Source organism: Pseudorhodobacter sp. (genome assembly GCF_034675685.1).
GTDB lineage: Bacteria > Pseudomonadota > Alphaproteobacteria > Rhodobacterales > Rhodobacteraceae > Pseudorhodobacter.
This window is the reverse complement of the sequence record NZ_JAUCDA010000009.1, coordinates 1-21292: the sequence shown is the minus strand read 5'-3', so window position 1 is coordinate 21292 and position 21292 is coordinate 1. Positions and strand designations below refer to the sequence as shown.

28 protein-coding genes and 3 pseudogenes are annotated in these 21292 nt (G+C 59.1%); 19 read left to right on the top strand and 12 right to left on the bottom strand.

Going from position 1 to position 21292, the window contains the following annotated elements; translation table 11 throughout:
* Positions 1–257: 257 nt before the first annotated feature.
* The 4 genes from tnpC to VDP61_RS08105 form a co-directional block, all read right to left on the bottom strand.
* Positions 258–1895: an IS66 family transposase gene (tnpC, locus tag VDP61_RS08120; RefSeq protein ID WP_323006435.1), complete on the bottom strand. Its 1638-nt coding sequence runs from the start codon at positions 1893–1895 to the stop codon at positions 258–260.
* 62 nt (positions 1896–1957) lie between these two features.
* Positions 1958–2305, bottom strand: a complete 348-nt coding sequence (tnpB, locus tag VDP61_RS08115; protein ID WP_108693086.1) for an IS66 family insertion sequence element accessory protein TnpB — start codon at positions 2303–2305, stop codon at positions 1958–1960.
* On the bottom strand, positions 2302–2682 hold the full coding sequence (tnpA, locus tag VDP61_RS08110) for an IS66-like element accessory protein TnpA (protein ID WP_108693087.1): 381 nt from the start codon (positions 2680–2682) through the stop codon (positions 2302–2304). The genes tnpB and tnpA overlap by 4 nt, the downstream gene beginning before the upstream one ends.
* A gap of 55 nt (positions 2683–2737) precedes the next feature.
* Complete coding sequence (locus tag VDP61_RS08105) at positions 2738–3007, bottom strand: H-NS histone family protein (protein WP_323006434.1); 270 nt, start codon at positions 3005–3007, stop codon at positions 2738–2740.
* 469 nt (positions 3008–3476) lie between these two features.
* Here VDP61_RS08105 and VDP61_RS08100 point away from each other — a divergent pair, with 469 nt between their 5' ends.
* The 6 genes from VDP61_RS08100 to VDP61_RS08075 all read left to right on the top strand — a co-directional run bounded on the left by VDP61_RS08100 (position 3477) and on the right by VDP61_RS08075 (position 6895).
* On the top strand, positions 3477–3881 hold the full coding sequence (locus VDP61_RS08100; protein ID WP_323006433.1) for a single-stranded DNA-binding protein: 405 nt from the start codon (positions 3477–3479) through the stop codon (positions 3879–3881).
* 147 nt (positions 3882–4028) lie between these two features.
* The gene (locus VDP61_RS08095; protein ID WP_323006432.1) at positions 4029–4283 is read left to right on the top strand and encodes a type II toxin-antitoxin system ParD family antitoxin; all 255 of its coding nucleotides are present in this window, start codon (positions 4029–4031) and stop codon (positions 4281–4283) included.
* The gene (locus tag VDP61_RS08090) at positions 4261–4572 is read left to right on the top strand and encodes a type II toxin-antitoxin system RelE/ParE family toxin (protein ID WP_323006431.1); all 312 of its coding nucleotides are present in this window, start codon (positions 4261–4263) and stop codon (positions 4570–4572) included. Before VDP61_RS08095 ends, VDP61_RS08090 begins: the two co-directional genes overlap by 23 nt.
* 61 nt (positions 4573–4633) lie before the next feature.
* Positions 4634–5020 carry a hypothetical protein gene (locus tag VDP61_RS08085; protein WP_323006430.1) on the top strand — a complete coding sequence of 129 codons (387 nt, stop codon included), beginning with the start codon at positions 4634–4636 and terminating at the stop codon, positions 5018–5020.
* A 159-nt stretch (positions 5021–5179) separates the two neighbouring features.
* Entirely contained in the window at positions 5180–6379 is a 1200-nt protein-coding gene (locus VDP61_RS08080) for a DUF932 domain-containing protein (RefSeq protein ID WP_323006429.1), read from the top strand.
* Between the two features lie 123 nt (positions 6380–6502).
* Complete coding sequence (locus VDP61_RS08075; protein ID WP_323006428.1) at positions 6503–6895, top strand: JAB domain-containing protein; 393 nt, start codon at positions 6503–6505, stop codon at positions 6893–6895.
* Between the two features lie 96 nt (positions 6896–6991).
* On the opposite strand, the gene VDP61_RS08070 is transcribed toward VDP61_RS08075, so the two are convergent.
* The 4 genes from VDP61_RS08070 to VDP61_RS08055 are packed head-to-tail and all read right to left on the bottom strand — an operon-like array spanning position 6992 to position 10248.
* On the bottom strand, positions 6992–7180 hold the full coding sequence (locus VDP61_RS08070; protein WP_323006427.1) for a hypothetical protein: 189 nt from the start codon (positions 7178–7180) through the stop codon (positions 6992–6994).
* Positions 7170–8003: a tyrosine-type recombinase/integrase gene (locus VDP61_RS08065; RefSeq protein ID WP_323006426.1), complete on the bottom strand. Its 834-nt coding sequence runs from the start codon at positions 8001–8003 to the stop codon at positions 7170–7172. Before VDP61_RS08065 ends, VDP61_RS08070 begins: the two co-directional genes overlap by 11 nt.
* Entirely contained in the window at positions 8000–8992 is a 993-nt protein-coding gene (locus VDP61_RS08060) for a tyrosine-type recombinase/integrase (protein WP_045682666.1), read from the bottom strand. The genes VDP61_RS08065 and VDP61_RS08060 overlap by 4 nt, the downstream gene beginning before the upstream one ends.
* Positions 8989–10248 (bottom strand): tyrosine-type recombinase/integrase, encoded by a 1260-nt coding sequence (locus VDP61_RS08055; protein ID WP_323006425.1) that lies wholly within the window; start codon positions 10246–10248, stop codon positions 8989–8991. Before VDP61_RS08055 ends, VDP61_RS08060 begins: the two co-directional genes overlap by 4 nt.
* 139 nt (positions 10249–10387) lie before the next feature.
* Between VDP61_RS08055 and VDP61_RS08050 the strand changes: the two genes are divergently transcribed.
* The 10 genes and pseudogenes from VDP61_RS08050 (at position 10388) to VDP61_RS08010 (ending at position 14441) form a co-directional block, all read left to right on the top strand.
* Entirely contained in the window at positions 10388–10549 is a 162-nt protein-coding gene (locus VDP61_RS08050) for a JAB domain-containing protein (RefSeq protein ID WP_416236515.1), read from the top strand.
* A 110-nt stretch (positions 10550–10659) separates the two neighbouring features.
* The gene (locus VDP61_RS08045; RefSeq protein ID WP_323006423.1) at positions 10660–11178 is read left to right on the top strand and encodes a DNA repair protein RadC; all 519 of its coding nucleotides are present in this window, start codon (positions 10660–10662) and stop codon (positions 11176–11178) included.
* A 99-nt stretch (positions 11179–11277) separates the two neighbouring features.
* A complete protein-coding gene (locus tag VDP61_RS08040; RefSeq protein WP_323006422.1) occupies positions 11278–11769 on the top strand; it encodes a DUF6878 family protein in 492 nt (163 codons plus the stop codon).
* A gap of 10 nt (positions 11770–11779) precedes the next feature.
* Positions 11780–12162, top strand: a pseudogene (locus VDP61_RS08035) (DUF6915 family protein).
* Complete coding sequence (locus VDP61_RS08030; RefSeq protein ID WP_323006421.1) at positions 12159–12356, top strand: hypothetical protein; 198 nt, start codon at positions 12159–12161, stop codon at positions 12354–12356. Before VDP61_RS08035 ends, VDP61_RS08030 begins: the two are co-directional and overlap by 4 nt.
* A gap of 85 nt (positions 12357–12441) precedes the next feature.
* Positions 12442–12861 carry a hypothetical protein gene (locus VDP61_RS08025; protein WP_323006420.1) on the top strand — a complete coding sequence of 140 codons (420 nt, stop codon included), beginning with the start codon at positions 12442–12444 and terminating at the stop codon, positions 12859–12861.
* Complete coding sequence (locus tag VDP61_RS08020) at positions 12854–13498, top strand: antitoxin of toxin-antitoxin stability system (RefSeq protein ID WP_323006419.1); 645 nt, start codon at positions 12854–12856, stop codon at positions 13496–13498. Before VDP61_RS08025 ends, VDP61_RS08020 begins: the two co-directional genes overlap by 8 nt.
* Before the next feature lie 89 nt (positions 13499–13587).
* Positions 13588–13773: a DUF1778 domain-containing protein gene (locus VDP61_RS08015; protein WP_323006418.1), complete on the top strand. Its 186-nt coding sequence runs from the start codon at positions 13588–13590 to the stop codon at positions 13771–13773.
* A gap of 40 nt (positions 13774–13813) precedes the next feature.
* A complete protein-coding gene (locus VDP61_RS17840; protein WP_416236514.1) occupies positions 13814–13897 on the top strand; it encodes a hypothetical protein in 84 nt (27 codons plus the stop codon).
* 22 nt (positions 13898–13919) lie between these two features.
* Positions 13920–14441, top strand: coding sequence for a GNAT family N-acetyltransferase (locus VDP61_RS08010; RefSeq protein WP_416236513.1), 522 nt, complete (start codon positions 13920–13922; stop codon positions 14439–14441).
* Between the two features lie 56 nt (positions 14442–14497).
* Here VDP61_RS08010 and VDP61_RS08005 read toward each other — a convergent pair whose 3' ends face one another.
* Entirely contained in the window at positions 14498–14794 is a 297-nt protein-coding gene (locus tag VDP61_RS08005) for a hypothetical protein (protein WP_323006416.1), read from the bottom strand.
* Between the two features lie 204 nt (positions 14795–14998).
* Here VDP61_RS08005 and istA point away from each other — a divergent pair.
* The 3 genes and pseudogenes from istA to VDP61_RS07990 all read left to right on the top strand — a co-directional run bounded on the left by istA (position 14999) and on the right by VDP61_RS07990 (position 18330).
* Positions 14999–16706: pseudogene (gene istA, locus VDP61_RS08000) on the top strand (IS21 family transposase).
* Positions 16696–17121: pseudogene (locus tag VDP61_RS07995) on the top strand (ATP-binding protein); the annotation flags it as partial. The pseudogenes istA and VDP61_RS07995, both read left to right, overlap by 11 nt.
* 58 nt (positions 17122–17179) lie before the next feature.
* Positions 17180–18330, top strand: a protein-coding gene (locus VDP61_RS07990) for an IS3 family transposase (RefSeq protein ID WP_416236508.1) whose coding sequence is annotated in 2 segments (ribosomal slippage) — positions 17180–17429 and positions 17429–18330 — 1152 coding nt in all. Because the reading frame shifts where the segments join, the coding sequence is not laid out codon by codon here.
* On the opposite strand, the gene VDP61_RS07985 is transcribed toward VDP61_RS07990, so the two are convergent.
* From VDP61_RS07985 to VDP61_RS07975, 3 genes are all read right to left on the bottom strand, one after another.
* Positions 18263–19174 carry an AAA family ATPase gene (locus VDP61_RS07985; protein ID WP_323006414.1) on the bottom strand — a complete coding sequence of 304 codons (912 nt, stop codon included), beginning with the start codon at positions 19172–19174 and terminating at the stop codon, positions 18263–18265. The genes VDP61_RS07990 and VDP61_RS07985 overlap by 68 nt on opposite strands.
* Before the next feature lie 234 nt (positions 19175–19408).
* Positions 19409–21022, bottom strand: coding sequence for a hypothetical protein (locus tag VDP61_RS07980; protein WP_323006413.1), 1614 nt, complete (start codon positions 21020–21022; stop codon positions 19409–19411).
* Positions 21019–21292, bottom strand: a 274-nt coding sequence (locus tag VDP61_RS07975; protein WP_323006412.1) for a hypothetical protein, incomplete at its 5' end; no start/stop codon positions are given. The genes VDP61_RS07975 and VDP61_RS07980, both read right to left, overlap by 4 nt.

Here is a 21292-nt window from a genome sequence, read left to right as displayed (position 1 = left end):
GACCGCTTACATCAAGCCTACAGCGGATAGCAAAAGATTGCATTGCCCCAAACAGCCGCCATCCGCCAGTTGGAAATGCTGCGCGATGCAAGAACGGCAGAAATGCGAAAACTGCGCTGCGGCGTCATTACACCGTGGCAATGGCCGGTTTGGGCCGGCCGCATCTCCAACATTTTCTCAGGCGCTTGCCAGGTTCCCTGCCGTTCTTCCCGATAGCAGCGCGTCGACGAACGTAACCAGGCCATTGATACCGCAGCTTATGCGGCTTGACTGTCCGTCACGGATGCCAATGATGCCCAATTCCACGGCAGCAATTCATCCAGCCTGTTGATCTTGTGATCGTGGATGCGGTCGAAGATGTCAGCCAGATAGGCCAGCGGGTCGAGACCGTTCAGCTTGGCGGTTTCAATGACGGTCATCGCACGAGCGAGGGTTTCTGCACCGGTATCCGCCCCTGCAAATAACCAATTTTTTCTGCCGATTCCAATCGGGCGCAGAGCGCGCTCGGCGGGGTTGTTGTCGATGGCCACGCGGCCGTCAGACAGAAACAGGCTGAAGGCGTCCTGCCGGGCGATGCCATAGCGGAAGGCCTTGGCCAGATCGCTTTTGCCTGGAATGCGCAGGAGCTGCTGTTCGGACCAGGCAAAGAAGGCCTCGACCTTTGGTCGGCTCAGCTTTTGCCGCGCCGCATAGCGGACGTCAGCGGGCTGACCGTTGATGTCGCGCTCGACATCGTAGAACTTGCCGATCCGGTCGAGAGCCTCACGGGCGATCTCGGACTTGGTCGAGGTCCAGAAGTCATGGAAGTCGCGTCGTAGGTGGGCCCAACAGGCCGCCTCGCGCAAGCGCGATTTGCCATCGGGTTCAGGCGCATAGAGCTTGGCATAGCCCTTGTAGCCATCGGCCTGGAGGATGCCGCGCGCATCGGACAGGTGGTCAAGAACGTGCTCTTCCTTCCAGTCTGGCGCAAAGCGATAGACAGCGCCCGGTGGCGATGACCCCGCCCAAGGGCGTTGATCGCGCACATAGGCCCAGATACGGCCTTGTTTGACCCCTTTGCCAAGCCCCTTGTCGCGCAAAGAGCGATCCAGCACCCGGATCGGTGTATCATCCGCATGCAGCAGGTCGCTGCCCATAATATCGGCCTCAATCCGCTCTATCAGCGGCGACAGGGTCTTCATGGCGCGACCACACCAGCCCACCAGCGTAGTCTCGGGAATGTCCGCGCCCATGCGGGCGAAGATCTCGTGCTGGCGATACAAAGGAAGGTGGTCGTCAAACTTCGAGACCAGCACATGCGCCAGCAGGTTCGGCCCCGCCATACTGCCCGGAATCGGGCGGCTGGGGGCTGGTTCCTGCACCATTTTCTCGCAGCGGCGGCAGGATTTCTTGATCCGGGCAATCTGGATCACCTTCATCTGTGCGGCGATCATGTCCAGCAACTCGCTGACATCCTCGCCTACCACGCGCAGGTCGCCGCCGCAGTCAGGGCAGCAGGCACCAGGATCAAGCTCACGGCGCTCGCGGCGAGTTTCATCCGGGACACGCGGCCGACGGCGCAAAGCGGGCGCATCGGCAGTGCCTGGTGACGGCTCATCACGCCCTTCGTCGATGGGCGCATCATCTTCCTCGGCCACCGCAACCAGCAGGTCTTCGAGCGCCAGTTCCAGTTGCTCGATCTCGCGCTCGATTTTCTCCGAGGATTTGCCAAAAGCCAGTTTCTGTAACTTGGCGATCCGCAGGCGCAGGGCCTGCACCAACTGGTCATGAACCCGCAGCGTGGCCGATATCTTGGCGTTCTCCGCCGAGATCCGCGCGTTCTCGGCCTGCAATACCGCGATCATCGCGCGCAATTCAGCGGGATCATCAGGCAGATTTTCAGCAGGCTTTGACATGCGGCTGATTACCAAAAATCAGGCCGAAGCACCATATGAATAACGTAAATCCCGGCGCAAAATCACCCCACCCTCGCAGGCGGAGCACCCCAATCCGGACGCCGCCAGTCGATACCCTCCCAGAGCATCGCAAGCTGCGCCGAGGTCAGCCGCATCGCCCCATCCTGGGCATTTGGCCAAGGGAAACGGCCCCGCTCAAGCACCTTGTAATAGAGGCAAAACCCTTGCCCATCCCAGAACAGAAGCTTGATCCGATCACCCCGACGGCCTCGAAACGCAAACACCGCCCCACTGGTAGGCTTTTGTCGCAACACGTCCTGGGTCAGCGCCGCCAGCCCTGCGATCCCCTTGCGCATATCCGTGACACCGCAGGCCAGATACACACGCACACCGGTGCCCGGGCCGATCATGCAGCGTCAACCACACGGATCAGCGCCGACAGCGCAGCAGGATCAATCGTGCTTTCAAAATGCAGACTACGCCCCCCACGCAGGCGCAATTCAACAGCAACTGGAGGCGGCAGCTCAGCGACCGGTGCCTGCGCCACCGGCACTCCTGCAGTCACGGGCATGTCCAGCGGCAAGAAAAGCGCCCCGGCATCGGGCGACCACAAGCCTTTCTTCTTCAGCTCATGCCGCCACGCGTAAATTTGTTGTCGCTTAATCTCATGGCGCTGCGCAACCTGCGTCACACTCGCCCCGGCAATCCCAACCGACGCGACAATCTCAAGCTTTTCGTCGTCATGCCAAAAGCGTCGCCGCTCCGCCCCAAGAATTTCGCCACGCATCCCAGACCCCGTATAAGAGACGTCGCTAAAGACGTCATTAACGACGTCTCTTAGATCATCGCACGAGCATCAGGCAGGCGGTGCCAATGGCGCGGTTACCGACGAACCGTTGCGGCTTTCGCCCGGGGCCGAACCAGACAACCGTAGCGTTCTTCGGGTGCCGGTGTTTCGCAGGGGCGGGCGCTAGAGTGGCTTTCACTTCGGCACTGAAGAGGTCAGCCAGGGAGTAGTCCAGTTCTCTGGCGAAGGCTTCCACCTTTGTGCGGGCCGTTGCCCGCTGCCGATCCTCGTAGGTGGAGATAACCGAGCCGACGCCCTTCTGCATTACTTCAGATCCTTGAGTGACAGCGCCGCGAGACCGCAATCAGCCATGCAGAGCCTCGTGTCTTGAATGCTCCGGTATCGATGCCTGAGTCGGCATAGCCCACAACTCCGGTTAGACGTGGCCACGGTTGGCGGGGGTTGATTATCAGCAGTCGCCGCCAAAGAGGTGCAGTGATTAGGTTCAGACAAATCCGACTGGCACGATGACAGGATCTGGCATGGGCTCCCCGCGCCTCTCTGTCCTCTGGGCCATCTCTTCGCCTGACAATCCCCTAATCCCGTTCGGTCTCCTGCGCGCAACCCCGCGTCAGTCCGGGCCGTGTTGACCTGTGCCAGGCCCGCCCGCTCCACCCCGGTCCTCTGGGGGTTTCCGGCGTCCATGCTGTCCACCGTGCACGCGTCACCCGACGGGCTTTTTCAGGGTCTTGTCGAAGGGACGGTCCCGAAGACAGGAAACACAGGAGCTTACCATGCAGAACATCGTCATCCTCGCCGGCAACATCGGCCAGAACCCTGAAGCGCGCACCACCCAAGGCGGCACCCAGATCACCAACTTCAGCCTCGCCACCTCGCGCCCCCGCCTCGCGGAAGGCCGCGTGCTGCGCGACGACAACGGTTACCGGGTCATGGACACGGAATGGCATCGCATCACCTGCTTCAACGGTCTCGGCAAGACGGTCGCAGAGCATTGCGAAAAGGGCATGAAGGTCCTCGTCCACGGCCGTATCCACTACAGCAAGTGGATCGACAGCTTGGGCAATGACCGCTACGGCTGCGAGATCATCGCCGAGAAGGTCGACTTCCTCAGCCGCCCGAAATCAGCCGAGGGTCAAGACCCCGAGCTGGTCGACCGCGACGACGAGATCCCGTTCTGAAGAACGGGGTCTCCCCCCTCAGGCCCGGCGGGACAACCCGCCGGGTTCGGGGTGCGCCGTAAACGGTTAGGTCCAGTCTGGCGCTGGCGCACTTATTGACAAACTTTGGCAATCTATGCCATCCTCATGAGAAAGGAGATCAAGATCATGGCCACGATGAATGTCTCATTGCCCGATCCGATGAAGACCTGGGTCGAGGCGCAAACCAAGGATGGGCGCTACAGCAACGCCAGTGACTACGTGCGCGATCTGATCCGCCGGGACCAGGACCGCCATCAAGCCATTGCGGAGCTGCAGCAGCTCGTCGATGAGGGCATCGCCAATGGTCCCGCGCGGCATTTGGATGTCGAAGCATTCCTTGCCCGCAAGCGAGATCAGAATGCCGACACCAACGGTCACTGAATACCGACTGTCTCCTGCAGCAGTAAGCGATCTGGACGCGATCTGGGATTACACCGTACGTATCTGGTCTGTTGGCCAGGCCGAAACCTACATCCGCGCGATTGCCAGTGATATGTCCCTGCTGGTCCGACACCCTGAAATTGCGCGCGAACGGCTCGAAATTCGCCCACCGGTGCGGGTGTACCGCTCAGGGTCCCATCTCATCATCTATCGGATCGAAGACAGCTGGCTGGACGTGCTGCGTATTGTGCATGCGCGGCAAAATTGGACGGCTTATCTCAACGAATGATCCTGTCCTTATGTCCCACAAGCCGACAGCCGATATTTATCTACCACATGAGGATTTGACCATGAAGCCCGCTGACGAAGACCGCATCGCGGCCAATCTTGCGAAGATCATGGCCATGATCTGCATCCGCAATTCGTGCCTCGAAGACCTGCACGCAGGCACGGTGCCAACAACCAGGACGGGGGATTATACCGATGTCCTCGTGATCGATGCGGAGGGCCGCGAAATACCATGGCTTGAGGCCGCCCATATCGACGACGCCCAGATGGCAAGCCTGATGCGGGACATCGTCAATCGCCTGTTCACGTTTCACATCAAGAGCGACGATCCGGGTTTCCGGGAGGACCTGGATCGTTGGATGGCTGTCGCTGGAAAATGGGACGATCCGGTGCTGGATCAGGCCTTCCTTGATGCGGTGGCTAGCTTGAAGTCTAGCTCCAACAATTAGATCAGCGCCCGGTGTCACTGTGCCTGCGCCGGGCTGCTTGGCAACAGGCGGTGCTCCCACATCAGCCTGCGTTTGAGAGTAAGAGCGAGGCTGGTTGCTTTCGCGATGGGTTGAAGGCTGGGAGAGTGGCTTCCAGCGCCTGTCACGGAGGAATAGCCAATGGGCATTGTGGAAGTTTTGGACCCTGTGCAGCCCGCACGGACGGGTGGCTACAAGGTGGATGTGAGCCGGGGTGAGCGGAACGGGCGTGTGTCGTCCGAATGGTTCAACCGACCCGATGACGAGCGGTATCTGTCGCTCGACGATCTCTGGGCGAGCGTAAAGGGTCGCTCCGAGCGCAGCCGCAGCCGGGTGGTGCAGACCGCCGATATCCGGGTCGAGGCCGCCCGCGACAGCGCCGACCGGCTGCATCTTGTGCTGCCAAAAGCGCAGGAACCGGTGGCCCCGACGCATTGGGCCTTTGGTCAACTCGCGAGTCTCGTTGGCGCGCCGGCCTCTTACCTGCGGCAGCTGCCCGCGCCTTTGGCGGGGATCAACCTGCAATACGGTCTGACCAATCACCGCGCCGAGCAGGTGAAGACCTTCGAGACCGAGGATGGCCGCACGGAACTGCGTGCTGTCACCGGCCCCGACTATGGCCGCATCCATGATCACGAGTTGGTTGAAGCGGTGCAGCGGATTGCAGGCAATGGCACCGGCGACACGCGCTGGAAGGTACCGGGTGTCCTCGACTGGTCGACCGGGGTCTACAATCCCGATGTCGAGATCAGCCGCGACACGACCACGCTTTATGCCTCGGACCGGGACGTCTTCCTGTTCCTGTTCGACGATCGCAACCCGATCGAGGCTGGTAAGCTGCCCGATGGCTCCCCCGATCTATACTTCCGGGGCTTTTATTGCTGGAATTCCGAGGTGGGTGCCAAGACGCTCGGCATGGCCAGCTTCTATTTGCGCGCGGTCTGCCAGAACCGCAATCTCTGGGGCGTTGAGGATTTCCAGGAGATCAAGATCCGCCACTCGAAATACGCGGCTTCCCGCTTTGCCCACGAGGCAGCGCCCGCGCTGACCCGGTTTGCCAATTCCTCGCCGCAAAGTTTCATGAATGGCATCAAGGCGGCGCGGCAGCAGATCGTGGCGCGCAGTGACGAGGATCGCGCGGATTTTCTGCGCAAGCGAGGCTTCTCGAAGGTGGAATCCGGCAAGATCATCGAGAAAGTGCTGATGGAAGAGGGCCACCCGCCCGAGAGCATCTTCGATTTTGTGCAGGGGATCACACGGCTCGCGCGTGAGAAAACCCAACAGGGTGCCCGTCTCACCCTGGAAGGCCACGCCAAGAAGCTTCTCGACCGGGTCGGCTGACGCGGCTCGATTGTCAGCGACCGCCAGCATCTGCGGCGGTCGCTGACCTTACTTCCATTTTCGCCGATGGTCTCGCCCCGCGAGGGCAGGGGCTTCAGCGCACTCATTTTCAGCGAGAGCCCTATGACCCCACAGGAAGAAACAATCATCCTCAACGCCCGCGAGATCCTCGGTCGTTACCTCAGCCAAAACCCGGTCATCGGCAGCTGGCAGGCGGTGCGTGACTATTGCGCGCTGACCGTTCGTGGGCCGGTCGAGCGGTTCCATGTCCTCTACCTTGACCGCAAGAACCGCATCATCTCTGATGAGCAGATGGCGGTCGGCACGGTGGACCACGTCCCGGTCTACCCGCGTGAAGTGATCAAGCGGGCACTGATGCTGAACGCCAGCGCCCTGATCCTGATCCATTATGTGGCGCGCCACATAATGCACCTTTTGTGCCCCGTTTTCTTATGTGCCCCGAAGTCAAGATCGGTAGCTCTATCAATGGCTTCTGAGGCAAGGCTGGGCACATAACGGTGCATGCTTGTTGGCATCAGGTGTTTCTGGTTTTGGGCGACAGATGATTGTCGAGACACTGGGCGGCCAATCATGCCGCCCAGTGTCATATCGCTACAGGGATGAGAGCCACGCCAGCATGGCCGCGTCATCTCGCCATGCGGATTTTCGTGCTTTGCCACCAGCAACCGGCTCAAGCAGTTTCAGGGCTTCCGCCTTCATGCGTATGGTTATCTCGGCGTAGCGATTGGTCGTCTCCAGATTGACATGCCCCAACCAGCCCCGAATGACGTTAACCTCCACCCCTGAACTCGAGGAGATGGACCGCCGTTGTGTGCCGAAACACGTGGGGCGTGATGTGGGTGCGTGAGGCTTGTACGCCCGCCGCCTCCCAGAGTTTGGCGTAATGGCGAATACGCTTGTAGATGCCGAAACGGGTCATCCCGCCGCCTGTGCCGCCGACGAACACAATGGTATCTGGCGAAAGAACTGTGGCGCGTTCATCCAGCATGTCCTGCAACGCCTTGGCGGTCTGGCTCCAAAGAGGGCAGGTTCGCCACTTTGACCCTTTGCCGAGCAGCCTGACCCGCGCCGGTGAGGCTAAATCGAGTTGGCCCACCTTCAGTTGCGCGACCTCTGAGACGCGCGCACCGGTGTTGTAGAGCAGCATGAGGAGCGCGCGGTCGCGCAGCGAAAGACGATCCTGGGCGGGGATGCAGGCAAAGAGCGCCTCGACCTCATCACGTGCCAGAAACTTCATCTCTGGGCGCTGATGGCGCTTCATCGGTATGGCTGCAACCTTGGCGCTGACCGGCAACATCTCTGGTGCGGTCCGGCAGAGATATTCGAAGAAAACGTGCAGGGCCGTCAGGCGCTGGTTGCGCGTACTGATGGCGTTGCCGCGCTTGACCTCCATGTTGTTTAGGAATGCCTGCACAGCAGAGTAGTCCAAATGCTCGAACCCGAGGCCACTGACCCCGATCCGATTGGCATCCGCAACGAAGATCAGGAATAGACGCAGGCTGTCTCGATAACTGCGGATCGTGCTGGATTGCAGGCCTTTGTGGCGCGGCAGATACTCCAGAAAGTAATGGTGAACGGCGGTGGGAAGGTTCAGCTGTGTCATGCTTGGCCTCCACCGCTCAGCGTCGGTGCGAAGGCCTCGAAACGCTGATTGGCGGCATCGAAAAGATCGTTAGTGATGGTCAGATAAACTGCGGTGCTGCTGGGATTGAGGTGCCCCAGAAATGTGGACAGATGATGGAGGCGGTCTGCCGGCGTGATCCCTTGGCGGTACCAGTTCAGCAGGGTGCGCACCGCGAATGAATGGCGCAGGCCATGAACGTGGGGACCGAAAACTCCAGGCGGGATCACAAGGGCGAGTTGCGGCAACAGGTCATCGCGAAAAGTGTTCCGGATGCTGTTGGTGCTGATCGGTGTACGGCCATTCCAGGAAAATAGGTAATTGGTGCCCGAGCAGGCGAACCCATGTTGCTCGCGTTGCGTCAGGTAGCTGCGTAGCCTGGCGGCCAACTTGGGGCCAAAGGGCACAAGTCGATCCTTGCCAAACTTGGTATTGCGGATCTCCAACACTTCGCGGGTCAGGTCCACATCGCCCCACTGAAGGCGAGCGACCTCCCCGACCCTCAGCCCAAGGCCAGCGAGCAAGGCAAAGATCATCTCGTAGAGAATGCCGCGCTGTGGTGCGCGTGAATTATCTGGCAATGCTGCGGCCAAAGTCAGCAGTAGCCGGATAGTCTTGTCAGAAAACAGGTAAGGCAGCTGTCGCGCTGTTTGCGGCTGAGGCTTGATCGTTACCGGTGAGGCACCAAGGATTTGTTGGCTGGCGATCCAGTCGAACAACCGTCGAACATCTCCGAGCAGATTATTGTAGCTCCGCGGGTTGGTTCGGTTGCGGGAATCCAAGAAGTCCTGCAGGCACTGTGCGTCAATCGCCTCAATGCTTTCCACGCCGCGGTTGTTGAGAAATCGATCGAGCAGCCGAAGTTGGCGATCTTCGCAGGCGAACTTGCATCCCATGGCGCGTTTTGCACGCAGGTATTGTTCGATCTGAGGGGCCAGGATGCTTTGAAAGCTGTTCCAGGGGGCGGTCATAGCACGTCCTCCCCTTGGGCAATGACCATCTCTCGCAGCTTGTGCACCGCCACCTTGCCATAGACCAATGTGGATGCGGGGTGGCGATGACCGACGTAATCGCCAATGACTTTGAAGGGCAGGTCGGCTTCTACAAGGTGCTGAACGCAGGCATGGCGCAATGTGTGCGAGCCGGCACGTGCAACCTGAATGCCAATACTGCGCATGCGGCCAGAAACCATGCACGACACCCCCGTATGCCTCATAGGTGTATATGGCGATCTTGCGGCCAAGAAGACTTGGCGATCGGCGATATCCGTGCGCCGAACGTGCAAATAGGCGATTATGGCTTCGCCGACGGTCGCTGACAGCGGATATCGGGTCGAATGGCCGCCTTTGCGCATTGGGATGCTGATCTGGTCATGCACCCAATCAATATCATCGAGGCACAGGGCCGCGATCTCTCTTGCACGCAATCCGTAGCTGGCCAGCAATGTCAGAATGGCATAGTCGCGTTTGCCCACGTCGGAGCGGCAATCGACGCTGGCCAGCAGGCGCTCGACATCAGGCCATGAAATGGCACGTGGAATGGATGCTTGTCGATAGGCGCGGCCGCGCGGAAGACTGCGTGTGAGATCGTTCGCAATGATGCCTTCACGGTGCAGATAGGCGAGGAAGACGCGCAAGGCGCCGGTCGTGCCGAGCATGCCGGACTTGTGCAACGTCTCCGCGCGGGTGTTAATGAAATCAGTGATGGACGCCGGGGTAAGCGCCGACAGGGTTATGCCCGTCTGCGCCAAGTATAACTCGAACGGGCGCAGGGTGTAGGTGTATTTGTGTAGCGTGGCTTGGCGCAGTCCTTTCTCGTTGAGAAGGAAAGGGAAAAAACCAGGTGCGCTGACACAGAAGGGCATGCGGGGACGATGGCTCGGACGTGTGAAACCAGGCAGAGCTAGGCAAAGCATTCGCTCCACAGGCAAACGGCTTTGGGAAGCGATTGCCGCCCGGTCCTGTGCGCTCTTGCACCACTTGCCGTGTTTAGCAAACCAGTGGCTTACAAACGCATCTACGTGATCTGGAAGCTGATCAAGGCGTTGAACACCACGTCCAACGACGAACTCGTTGAAGTGTCCGAGGGCCCGAACATTCTGCTGAATAGTAGCGGTACCGGTATGTAACTCATCAAGCGATTGAACGTAGCGCTCGATCTGCGGCCCAAGCCACTGGGCTCTGATACGGTCGATCACCTTGAGCGACCTGAAATGGCGTTCCAACATGACAAGCATCCTTCTGGAAAATTGCAGGAGCTGTCATGTTGCACGACGTTTGCCGTTATGTGCCGGGCTTTAGCTCAGAAGCCATTGAAAGAGCTACTGATCTTGACGGCGGGGCACATAAGAAAACGGGGCACAAAAGATCCACAACCACCCCTCGGGTGATCCGAGCCCGTCGGAGGCCGATCTCAGCATGACCAAGGAGATCCAGAAGGGCTGCAAATACCTCGGCCTGACGCTGCATGACCACATCATCGTCGGGGCCGGAACGGAGTTAAGTCTGCGGGGTCTCGGCAAGATCTGACGTCTCGCATTGAACAATCGCTGTCGCCCCTTTCGAGGAAGAGGGCGGCGGTTTGGTTTTTGACGGATGAGGTGGGGAGAGAGGCTTCCCGCGCCGTCGGAGATATTTATATGTTTGACCTTCCCCTCCCAGTCCCGCCGACCACACGCCAAACCGGCTTTACACCGAGCTTCCCGAGTGCGGTTGCAGATCACAGCTTGCCGTTCGCCCTGACGATGGCAGCCCGAGCACCTGCCGCCATGATGTCGGGGCAGGCGCGTCCCAAAGTTCTGGGACGTTTCGCCACGCTGGCCGAGGCCATGCGGGGTGCGATCGATTACGCAGAGCAGCTCGCGCCCGATAATGCGCTGCAAATCCTGGCGATCCTCGACCGCGACGAACGCCTCGTTCTGGCCGGGGCTGCCACTGACGGTGCTGTAGCATGGCGTCATCCTGTCGCGAACGCCGCCGAGGCACGGGCGGTTGTGACCGAGGCAAGCCAGTTGCGGGCGCAATCCCTCCGCGCCGCTGACTGGCGCGAGGCCGATCTTGCGCAGCGGCTGCGTCACCGCGCCGATCTCTTTGAGGCGCGTCTTGTCGATCCGCTCTGGCGTAGCTTTGCAGCACGGGCTCTGCAGATTGCCGCGTGACGCCCGAGAGGCAGAGGAGGGCAGGGGGAGGGTTTGAGCCTTCAGGGGGCGAGAGAAAGCCCCCGGTTCACACCCTTCCACCTTTCCAGGAGAAACCCCATGACCCAGACTGAACCCACCCTCGCCGCCCCGATGGCGCCGTCCAGGATCGATTTCGCCGCGATGCTGGCACAACAGGCAGAACGCGATGCGCAGGTCGCGGCCCTGCGTCCGGCGAACAAGGAGCGGCTTTTTGACGGTCTTGCCGCGGCGGGCATCACCCATGTCACTGTGGTCTTCGACGGTTACGGCGACAGTGGCCAGATCGAGAGCATTTCGGCCTGGGCCGGCGAGACGACCGTCGACTTCCCAAGGACCCAGATCCCCTACGCCGCGCTGACATGGGATGATCCTGAGGTCGAGATGCGGCAGCTCTCGCTCGAGGATGTCGTCGAGCAGCTGGCTTACGATTTTCTCAGCGACACCCACGGAGGATGGGAAAACAACGACGGCGCCTGGGGCGAGTTCTGTTTCGACGCCGCGGCGCGCTGCATCCATCTGGAGTTCAACGAGCGCTTCACCTCGTCCGAACTCTACACTCATGAATTTTGAGGGGGCGAGCATGGCACATCCCTATCACCACGCCCTGTCCTCCGTGAAGAAATGGGGGGCACGGTCGGCGATACCTTGGCCGTGCACGCCTGGTTCGATGCCTCCAAGGAGATCACCGCAGATTTTCGCCACCGGGCCCTGCGCCACCATGCCGAGGGCATTTTTATGGCCGAGACGATTTTCGGCCCTACGCTGACCCTTTCGACGGGGCGCGTGATCCCGACCCGTTGGGTGGGCGAACAGCACGTGAAGGAAGACCTCGGCTTCATCCCGTCATTTGCCGATTGGGTGAAGGCGATCCGGCCCGAGCCGTGGATGGGTCGGACGGAGAAGATCGAGGCACAGGTTGATCCGCATAGGACCTCACCCGTGGTCGGAGGGCACCTGAAATGAGCGACCCCGCCTATCTGCGCCTCGACGTGCCACCGACGGCTTCCGCCTGCGCCGTCGTCCGCGCGGCGGTCCGCGCCCTTCATCCGGACACGTTGGCGGTGCGCAGCTTTCGGGAGGCGCGCAAGCGCTTCTACCGCGACATGCTCCGCCAGCATGCGGCGCGGCAAACATCTGCGGAACCCCGGTCCGGCTGACCGTCGGGTCCAACCGCATCAATACAGTTCATCCCCAAACCTTGCCCGGCCCCTCGGCCGGGCTTCTTTCCATCTGGAGACCCCCATGGCTGACTATTTCAACCGCTTCTCGTGCCCCATCGATGTGGGCATATCTGCAAACGCCATCCGTGCGATGGACCTCTTTGGCCAATTGCGCGACGAGGATGATTTGACCGACGATCCTCGGTTCAGCGGCTTTGATCTGTCACGACAAGACGGGCTAGAAAGCAGCGTCCTCTGGATCCACGACGAAGACAGCGGGGACGTCGAAGGCGTTATCGCCTTCGTGCTGCGCCTTGCAGAGGACCTCGGTCTGACCGGTCTCTGGGGATTTGAGTATGCCAACACCTGTTCCCGACCCCGATTGGATGCGTTCGGCGGTGGCGCACATGTCATCGATCTCGGCGCACGCACGACCATCGGCTGGACCAATACCAATGAATGGCTTGCCGCAGCGCTAAACGGGGAGGAGGTCGATGCCTGAGATCATTTGCACCACGGTCTACCAGTTCCCGGAACTGTCCGACGCGGCCAAAGACCTGGCCCGCAGTTGGTATCGTGAACTCGGGCCGCATGACGACTGGTGGGATGCGGTCTATGATGATTTCGAGCGCATCTGCGAAATCCTCGGCATCCGCCTGAAAACCACGCCCGTTCGGTTGATGGGCGGCGGCACGCGCCAGAAACCCTGCATCTGGTTCTCCGGCTTCTGGAGCCAGGGGGATGGCGCGTGCTTTGAAGGGTATTTCCGCCATGCCAAGGGCGCGACCAAGCGCATCCGCGACTATGCCCCGACGGATGCGACCCTGCATGGCATCGCCGACCGGCTGTTGGCTATCCAGCACCGGAACTTCTATCAGCTCCGCGCTGAAGCGAGCCACCGGGGCCGATACTATCACGAATATACTATGTCCGTGGACGTCACACGCGACAGCGCGACCTGGCAGCCGCCAACTGAGGACGCCGACGAGATCGTCACTGAAGCGCTGCGCGATCTTGCACGCTGGCTCTACCGCCAGCTTGAGATCGAATACGATCACCTCACCTCCAACGAGGCCATCGAGGAGGGGATCATCGCCAACGAGTACACCTTCACCGAAGCCGGGCGGCGATTTGGGTGAAGCAGAAGTTTCGAAGATCTTTCCAGATCGAACACTTGAAGTGTACGTCAATTCGGCGTACATAGTGAGCAACGTAACAGGAGGTAACCATGCCTGGTTTCCACGACACCACGCGCGCCATAGATGAGCGTAATGAGGCCCGAATGAATTTCCGGACCAAGCCGCGGATCAAGAGCGCGATCCAGCAGGCTGCGGCGCTGTCCGGAGTTGATGATTCCGTCTTCACGATGAACGCGGCTTATCAGGCAGCTCTGGCAACCATTTTCGGCGCATGAGCGCACCGTGTTGCAGCCCGTCGATCATGACGCATTTTTCATGGCCCTCGACGCGCCCGCAGCGCCCACTGATGCTTTGCGCGCGGCTTTCCGCAGGCACAGCGAAACCGTCACTTCGAAATAATGGCGTCCGCAGAGCCTGTGGCATTGTAATTGAGCCGTTCGATCCCTCAAAGCATGATCGAGCGGCTTTTTCTTGTGGCGTCGAGCAGGTCGATAACTACTTCCAGAAGACGGCCAACAAACTCGCCAAGGCGGACAATGTTCGCCTCTATGTCATGGTTGCCGCTGACGGTATGGTGATCGGCTTCTATGCCCTCAACGCCCATGCCGTTGACTATGAGGATTTGCCCGCGAAATACGCCCGCACCCGCCCCGCGCACGGCAACATCCCGGCCGCATACATTTCAATGATTGGCCGCGACCAGAACTTCCGCGGTGGTGGCTATGGCGGTGATCTGCTCGTTGATGCCTTGCGCCGGATTGCTGCTGCGGCGGACGCCATCGGCGTCGCGGTCGTCATGCTGGATGTTCTGGACTGCGGTGATCCAGACCGGGTCGCGCGCCGCAAGGCACTTTATAAAAGTTATGGATTTCAGTCGCTGCCATCAAGCCCGCTGAGGATGTTCTTGCCCGTCAGCGTCGTGCGCAAACTGATTGCGGAATAGACGCCCCTGGTTCAGCAATTATTTGACTCACTGACCGGCGAGTGCCGAGCAGAATGTCACCTGTTCCCGTCGATCCACTTCGACATCAGCCCCTTGTCGCGAAAGCACTCATCCGGCACGGAGCGGCGTTTGATCCGGGCAAGACGCTCGGCGAAGGCCACCTGCTTTGATGACGGCAGGCTGTCGAATGTGGAGGTGGATTTCAGCTGCGCCTGTGCCTCGATCCAGGCACTCAAGCTGCGGCGATCCTGCTGAACCTCCCATGGCAGGAGGGTCTGATTCCGCAGGGCCAAAGAGCGCGCATAGGAAATCTGGCGCGGCGTGGCGGGCAGGGCAAAGGTGGTGCTTTCCATGAGATGCCTCCCTATTCTGGGCTAACTTCATATATAGAACATAACAGGAACAAAATCAAGATACCCGTCGGGAGTATGAGGATCTGAGAGGTGTTAATTGCCACTGAGAATTGACCCGGCAACTGCCAAAATTGTCACTGAGAACTGACCCATGTGCAACCTTGCCCCAGCTTAAACCAGTTGGGGGCATATGGAGTGATCGAGATGGGATTTTTGAAGGTTATCAGGACATGGGCGCTGCGAGACAAGATGCCCATTCGCGAGATTGCGCGGCGCACGGGCATTTCGCGTAACACAATCAAGAAGTATTTGCGGGAGGGGATTGTTGAGCCTGCGTTTCAGACGCCGGATCGTGCGAGCAAGCTGGATCCGTATGCCAGTCAGCTGACAGGATGGCTGGTTTCGGATCAGCGCAAATCACGCAAAGAGCGCCGGACGGCGAAGCTGATGCATGCCGATTTGGTGAAGCTGGGATATGAGGGTTCCTATGAGCGAGTTGCGGCCTTCATTCGGGAATGGAAAGGCGAACGGCAGCGGGCGCATCATACGACGGATCGGGGAACTTTCGTGCCGCTGGTGTTCGCTCCGGGCGAGGCATTCCAGTTCGATTGGAGCGAGGACTGGGCCTATGTTGGCGGCGAGCGCATCAAGCTGCAGGTTGCCCACATCAAGCTGTCTCACAGCCGCGCCTTCCTTGTGCGAGCGTATCTTCTGCAGACGCATGACCCTCTCGTGACATTTCCTGCAGAAATGCACTGCCGGGCAATGGATGCTGTTCGACGCGCATTGGCATGGCTTCCGCTTCTTCGAGGGCATCCCGCGCCGCGGCATCTATGACAGTGAGGCTTGACCGCCATGGGTCCGAGGTCAGGCCGAACGAAGACCGCCGTCGACAAGGTCGGCATTGGCAAGAAGCGCGATGTGAATGCGCGGTTCACGGCGATGACCAGCCATTATGTCTTCGATCCCGAGTTCTGCAATCCGGCCGCAGGATGGGGCAAGCCATTGGTGCGCCATTGGTTCAAGCCCAATGGCGGCGGGCAAGTCGAGAAGAATGTGCGCGATGCTCGTCACCGCATGTGGCAGCTGATGCCGGCCTTTCCTGATCTGGATGCGCTGAACATCTGGTTAGAAGATCGCTGCAAACTGCTGTGGACTGAGACGGCCCATGGCAGGTTGCCTGGAAGCATCGCCCCTCTCATGTTTGCATCCCCCCGCATGGATGTGTGGGAAGCTGAGAAGCCTGCGCTGATGCCGCTCCCCACAATGTTTGATGGCTTTGTCGAGGAAAGAAAGCGCGTCTCGCCGACCCGCTGCCCGGCAGCGCATGCTTGCATGCGCGAGAGGGGGCTTGATCAACTTTGATCGCACCCGTTATTCTGTGCCCGCCAGTTTTGCGAACCGCCCCGTCAGCCTGCGCATTTACCCTGAGCGGTTGATGGTTGTGGCCGAGGGGCATGTAGTCTGCACGCATGAGCGAATTATTGATAGATTCCACCGTCAGCCGGGGCGCGTGATCTATGACTGGCACCACTATCTGGCGGTAGTGCAGCGCAAGCCCGGGGCGCTGCGCAATGGTGCCCCCTTCGTGGAAATGCCCGAACCTTTCCGCGTATTACAGGCAAAGATGCTGCGCCAACCCGGCGGGGACCGCGAAATGGTCGATATCTTGTCACTTGTCTTGCACCATGATGAGCAGGCGGTGCTCTGTGCCGTGGAAATGGCGCTCGAAGCAGGTGTGCCGACCAAAACCCATGTGCTGAACCTGCTCCACAGGCTGCTGGATGGCAAGCTGACCGACCAGCCGGATGTGAACCCTCCAGCCGCCTTGTCGCTGAGCAAGGAGCCTGAGGCCAACGTCGCGCGCTATGATGGGCTGCGCACCCAGAAAGGAACCCGTCATGCGTCATGATCCCGCGGGTGCTGCGCTGATCATCATGTTACGCAGCCTGAAGATGCCAGGCATGGCGCAGGCCGTGCAGGATCTGCATGAGCAAGGCTCGCCTGCATTTGAAGCTGCCATGCCGATCCTGTCGCAGCTGCTCAAGGCCGAAATGGCCGAGCGCGAAGTGCGCTCGATCGCGTATCACATGAAGGCCGCCCGCTTCCCGGCATACAAGGACTTGTCCGCCTTCGACTTCGCGGCCAGTGAAATGCGTGAAGCTCTGGTCCGCCAACTTCATCGATGTGAATTCCTGGATGCCGCAGAGAATGTGGTGTTGATCGGCGGCCCTGGCACAGGGAAATCCCATGTTGCGACGGCGCTCGGCATTCAGGCAATCGAGTATCACCGTAAGCGCGTGCGCTTCTTCTCAACGGTCGAATTGAATAGCCCCTAGATTTGTAGACGCCTTGCTTGGTAATTTTGGAAGCAAGGAGGACGATATGTCCACGAACAAATTCACAGATGAGTTCAAACGCGATGCGGTCGCACAGGTCGAGGATCGGGGCTATCCGGTGCGCGAGGTGGCCGAGCGATTGGGGGTCAGCACCAAGTCGATCTACACATGGCAGAAGCAGTTTTCGCGGCCCGCAAAGGTGATCCAAGAGGTCGATGCGCAAGCTGATGAGATCCGCCGGTTGAAGCGAGATCTGCTGCGGGTCACGGAGGAACGGGACATCCTAAAAAAGGCGACCGCATACTTCGCCAGGGAATCCCGGTGAGGTATGCGTTTATCGCCGAACACCGGCCAATCTTTGCCGTCAGGGCTATGTGCCGGATGCTGGCCGTTCATCCGAGCGGCTTCTATGCATGGCTGCGTGAACCTTTTTGTCAGCGTGCGCTGGAGGATCAGCGCCAAACGGTGCTGTTGAAGCAGGCTTGGGATGACAGCGGAGAGGTCTATGGGTACCGCAAGTTGCACGATGATCTGTGCGACATGGGCGAAGACATCAGCCCCAACAGGGCTTGGCGTTTGGCGCGTCTAGCAGGGATAAGGGCCCAGATTGGTTACAAAAAGAAGCCCGGCTCTTATGGCGGCAGCCCTGCGGTCGTGGCCGACAACACCTTGAACCGAGAGTTTGATGTCGACGCTCCGGACCAGTTCTGGGTCACAGATATCACCTACATCCGCACCCACGAGGGCTTCCTTTATCTCGCAGTTGTCATCGATCTGTTTTCCCGGCGCGTTGTTGGGTGGTCCATGCAAGGCCGCACATATACCGATCTGCCGCTGCAAGCCCTGCTGATGGCTGTCTGGCGGCGCAAACCAAAGACCAAAGTTCAGGTGCATTCCGACCAAGGCTCACAATTCACCAGTTACGAGTGGCAAGAGTTCCTCGAACAGCACAATCTGACGCAAAGCATGAGCCGTCGCGGGAACTGTTGGGATAATGCAGTGGCAGAAAGCTTCTTCAACCTGCTCAAACGCGAACGCATCCGACGCAGAAAGTATAAAACGCGCGCTGAAGCCCGTCAGGACGTGTTCGACTACATCGAGTTTTTCTACAACCCACAGCGCAAACACGTTAGGAATGGCATGCTGTCACCGATTGACTTCGAACAGCAGCAAAAACTGAAGCTGCAAGGTGTCTAGGAAACTCGGGGCTATTCAGTTCGCGGAAAGCAAACCTGCGGCGTAGCGCCGTGTCCAAGAGCGCAATTGAACGGTCTGCCGTGTTCATCGTACCGATGACGTGCAGGTTCTGAGGCACCCCAAACGATTTCTTCGAGTAAGGAAGCGTAAGCCGGATTTCGTTGTCCATCCCGAGCCGCTTGTCAGGCTCAAGGAGCGTGATCAGTTCGCCGAATACCTTCGAGATATTCGCCCGGTTAATTTCATCGATGATGAGGACATGCGGCTCGGGTGACACGGGTTTATTGATGGATTGAGAGTTCATGTACCGTTCGACAAGCGCGATGTTCAGCTCTTTCTTGCGCAGAGGATAGATAGTGCGCTGAGAGATGGCCATGTCATAGAATTCGTTAGCAGGCATTCCGGCTTCGTCCACCCAAAGCCAGCGCATCGCCCGGCGGTGCGGGTAAGTTTCGGAGCCTTCCCGCGGGTGGAATTCGTAGTCGCCTTCGACCATCCCGATGGCGCGGATCAGCAGGTTTCCCTTGCTGACTAAGACGACGTCTCCCTGTTTCAGGTTGTTGCGGAAAATATCCGTCATTTGCACGGCTGAGGTGAGCGAAAACCCCAGATCCTCGTCGGTGTAGTCTTGCTCAACTCGAGCTTTGATTGCGTTTCGTTCGGTGAATTCGTCGCCTGAGAAGTCGGAGCGGAAGAAGCCGAAGATGGCGCAGTTTTCAGTGATCGCCTCGTCGAAAATTCCGGCATCCTCTGGAATTGCCACAGCGCCGATCGACATTTTGAAAACATTGCGCCCCTCAAGCGAAAGCCGCTCACCCTGTCGAATTCTGACCGCGGCTAGCATCAGCGCGGCGGGCTATCCTTTTGAAAACCCCGTCTTCGACCCGCAGACGGAAGCCACCCGTCGCGCTTGGATCAGTCGTAGAGTTGGAGGTTTCATCCCTTACCGTTTCCGGTCGCAGCCCTTCGACGAACTCTTCATAGGACATCGACTGGTGAAAGGTTACGAATTCGACACGCCCCTCGCTCACAAGCTTGCGATAAAGACGGATCAAGGCAGCTCGCTGAGCGCTGCCTTTCAACCCGGATGCGCGATCTGTTCGCCCAAACAGAGCCGAACTGCTTCCCATGCGGTTCGATACGTCTTGCCCGTGCCTGGTGGGCCATAGAATATCAAGTTCACTGCAGAAGGCGCTGGTGCTTTGGTTGTGTCGGTCACGGCGTCCGCCTCCGGTTGAGAATTGAGCGTATAGGTAAAAACGGTAGAGCTACTTGGGTTTGGTTCTGGGCTCGGGGGCGGCGGTACTTGTGCAAGTTTTTGGAATTTTTCCTTGCCGAGAGCGTCGCAAATGCTTGGGAAAACGTTTTTCAATCCCATCGCGGCCGCGAGATCGCCGGCGCGGATAGAGACCTCCCTTGCTGCTTTTTCCCGGGCGGGTTCGATGAAATAGTTCAGAGCACAAAGCCTGATCCGGTCAGCGCCTTCCATTAGGTGCTCATAGCGTTCAGGGCGCTCGATGGGCTGATCGTCCTGATCCACGATGATGAAGCCAGCGTTGTGAAGACGTGCGGCAGCATCCGCCTTCTGTCCCCAGCCACCGTTGAGTTCCTTCTTGCTGAGGATGAAGCCAATAAGCGGTTTAGTTGGGTAGACTCGATTTTCGCGTTCACGCGATGAGCGCACCCAATAATCTCGCGGCTCGCCAAAAGCGTTGAAGATTTCGCTATGCAACCCGCTCTTGCGGTAGCTGTCGTGGGCATCCATTGCTGCTTCGATCTGAGCTCGATCAAGCGCTTGGCTCTTGTCGGGCTCCTCGATCGCATAGTTATGGACGACCCACAACGCACTCTGAATGTCGATCATATCGCGGGGGGGCAAGGCCGCGCACTTCGAAGGCCTGACGAACCGCATGCATGAACCGCATCTCGTCGGTGTAGGACTGAGCAAGGGTCTCGTGCTTGGGAAATGGCGTTCCAACGGCTTCGCGCCAAGATCTTGTCGGACCGTGTGGCGTATGTAGACCGCATTCTCCGGCCACAGATGGAAAAAGAGGAACTCACCGATCTGTCTTGCCGCGTCTTCGGTACCTTTTGGCACGGCTTCTCTCCAGACCCGTGCGAATGTGTCTAGTGCCTCAGCGTGTCCCTCGGGTGAAGTAAGAGCAGCACGCACCAATGAGGCAACCGCGGGATCAAGAAGCGCGTGGTCGGCAGTGCTTTTTGCGCTAAGCGGCTCGCTGGTGCGCCAATCCAGAAGGTTATTGGAGTTGGTCGCGGCGGCGAAGACCGCTTGTGTTATTGAGCTGTCATCGCGTGCGCTTTCCAAAGTAGGACGCAATCGACTGATCGTTGCAAGCTTGTACTCGCGTTCCGCCTCATCAAAAGCTGGATCCGGACGATCGAAGCGATCGAGATTGGGGAAGAAGTGGCGCAGGCGGTCAATCCAGCGAGTTACGGCGTTTGGGTCGAGTTGCAGGTCTCCGATTAGTCCCAAAACGACTAAAGCAGCTCGAGTCCTATCTGGATCGAGATCACCCAGCTTCCATGCATCGATGTCCTGAAAGCCTTTCGACTTGAGACCGCTATGGCGACCCTCGCTGTCGTCCTGACGGAGGTTTCCTGCTGGGATCGAGGCCCGCATTGCGCAGAGCGGGCACATGGCTCTCATGAAACCATAAGTTGGGACGATCATTTGTATATTCGAGGCATAGCGGGCGGCCCTGCGGATCGATCAACGGGCCAAGATAGAGGCTTGCATCGTAATCCGGATTTGGCCGCAATTTCGAATCCTCGAATAACTTCAAACACCGCGCGACGATTAGCTGATGGCTTTCTCTTTTTTATTTCAAGTTCTGAAATACGGTTTGTGAAACTGCTCCAGTCCATTTTCATCATCTCTTTGGGTTCCGGTTGAAAGCATTGCAATGCGCAAAGCGTATTGACCAGCTGCATTTGTTCAACC

Bases quoted from the DNA above. Each gene is read 5' to 3' on its own strand.
- VDP61_RS08005 (WP_323006416.1), bottom strand. From the start codon at position 14,794: ATGGAAAGCACCACCTTTGCCCTGCCCGCCACGCCGCGCCAGATTTCC.
- VDP61_RS08090 (WP_323006431.1), top strand. From the start codon at position 4,261: ATGCCGACACCAACGGTCACTGAATACCGACTGTCTCCTGCAGCAGTA.
- VDP61_RS08040 (WP_323006422.1), top strand. From the start codon at position 11,278: ATGACCCAGACTGAACCCACCCTCGCCGCCCCGATGGCGCCGTCCAGG.
- VDP61_RS08075 (WP_323006428.1), top strand. From the start codon at position 6,503: ATGACCCCACAGGAAGAAACAATCATCCTCAACGCCCGCGAGATCCTC.
- VDP61_RS07985 (WP_323006414.1), bottom strand. From the start codon at position 19,174: ATGCTAGCCGCGGTCAGAATTCGACAGGGTGAGCGGCTTTCGCTTGAG.
- VDP61_RS08100 (WP_323006433.1), top strand. From the start codon at position 3,477: ATGCAGAACATCGTCATCCTCGCCGGCAACATCGGCCAGAACCCTGAA.
- VDP61_RS17840 (WP_416236514.1), top strand. From the start codon at position 13,814: ATGGCCCTCGACGCGCCCGCAGCGCCCACTGATGCTTTGCGCGCGGCT.
- VDP61_RS08045 (WP_323006423.1), top strand. From the start codon at position 10,660: ATGTTTGACCTTCCCCTCCCAGTCCCGCCGACCACACGCCAAACCGGC.
- VDP61_RS08065 (WP_323006426.1), bottom strand. From the start codon at position 8,003: ATGACACAGCTGAACCTTCCCACCGCCGTTCACCATTACTTTCTGGAG.
- VDP61_RS08025 (WP_323006420.1), top strand. From the start codon at position 12,442: ATGGCTGACTATTTCAACCGCTTCTCGTGCCCCATCGATGTGGGCATA.
- VDP61_RS08095 (WP_323006432.1), top strand. From the start codon at position 4,029: ATGGCCACGATGAATGTCTCATTGCCCGATCCGATGAAGACCTGGGTC.
- tnpA (WP_108693087.1), bottom strand. From the start codon at position 2,682: ATGCGTGGCGAAATTCTTGGGGCGGAGCGGCGACGCTTTTGGCATGAC.
- VDP61_RS08030 (WP_323006421.1), top strand. From the start codon at position 12,159: ATGAGCGACCCCGCCTATCTGCGCCTCGACGTGCCACCGACGGCTTCC.
- VDP61_RS07980 (WP_323006413.1), bottom strand. From the start codon at position 21,022: ATGATCGTCCCAACTTATGGTTTCATGAGAGCCATGTGCCCGCTCTGC.
- VDP61_RS08080 (WP_323006429.1), top strand. From the start codon at position 5,180: ATGGGCATTGTGGAAGTTTTGGACCCTGTGCAGCCCGCACGGACGGGT.
- VDP61_RS08060 (WP_045682666.1), bottom strand. From the start codon at position 8,992: ATGACCGCCCCCTGGAACAGCTTTCAAAGCATCCTGGCCCCTCAGATC.
- VDP61_RS08020 (WP_323006419.1), top strand. From the start codon at position 12,854: ATGCCTGAGATCATTTGCACCACGGTCTACCAGTTCCCGGAACTGTCC.
- VDP61_RS08055 (WP_323006425.1), bottom strand. From the start codon at position 10,248: ATGTTGGAACGCCATTTCAGGTCGCTCAAGGTGATCGACCGTATCAGA.
- VDP61_RS08015 (WP_323006418.1), top strand. From the start codon at position 13,588: ATGCCTGGTTTCCACGACACCACGCGCGCCATAGATGAGCGTAATGAG.
- tnpC (WP_323006435.1), bottom strand. From the start codon at position 1,895: ATGTCAAAGCCTGCTGAAAATCTGCCTGATGATCCCGCTGAATTGCGC.
- tnpB (WP_108693086.1), bottom strand. From the start codon at position 2,305: ATGATCGGCCCGGGCACCGGTGTGCGTGTGTATCTGGCCTGCGGTGTC.
- VDP61_RS08085 (WP_323006430.1), top strand. From the start codon at position 4,634: ATGAAGCCCGCTGACGAAGACCGCATCGCGGCCAATCTTGCGAAGATC.
- VDP61_RS08105 (WP_323006434.1), bottom strand. From the start codon at position 3,007: ATGCAGAAGGGCGTCGGCTCGGTTATCTCCACCTACGAGGATCGGCAG.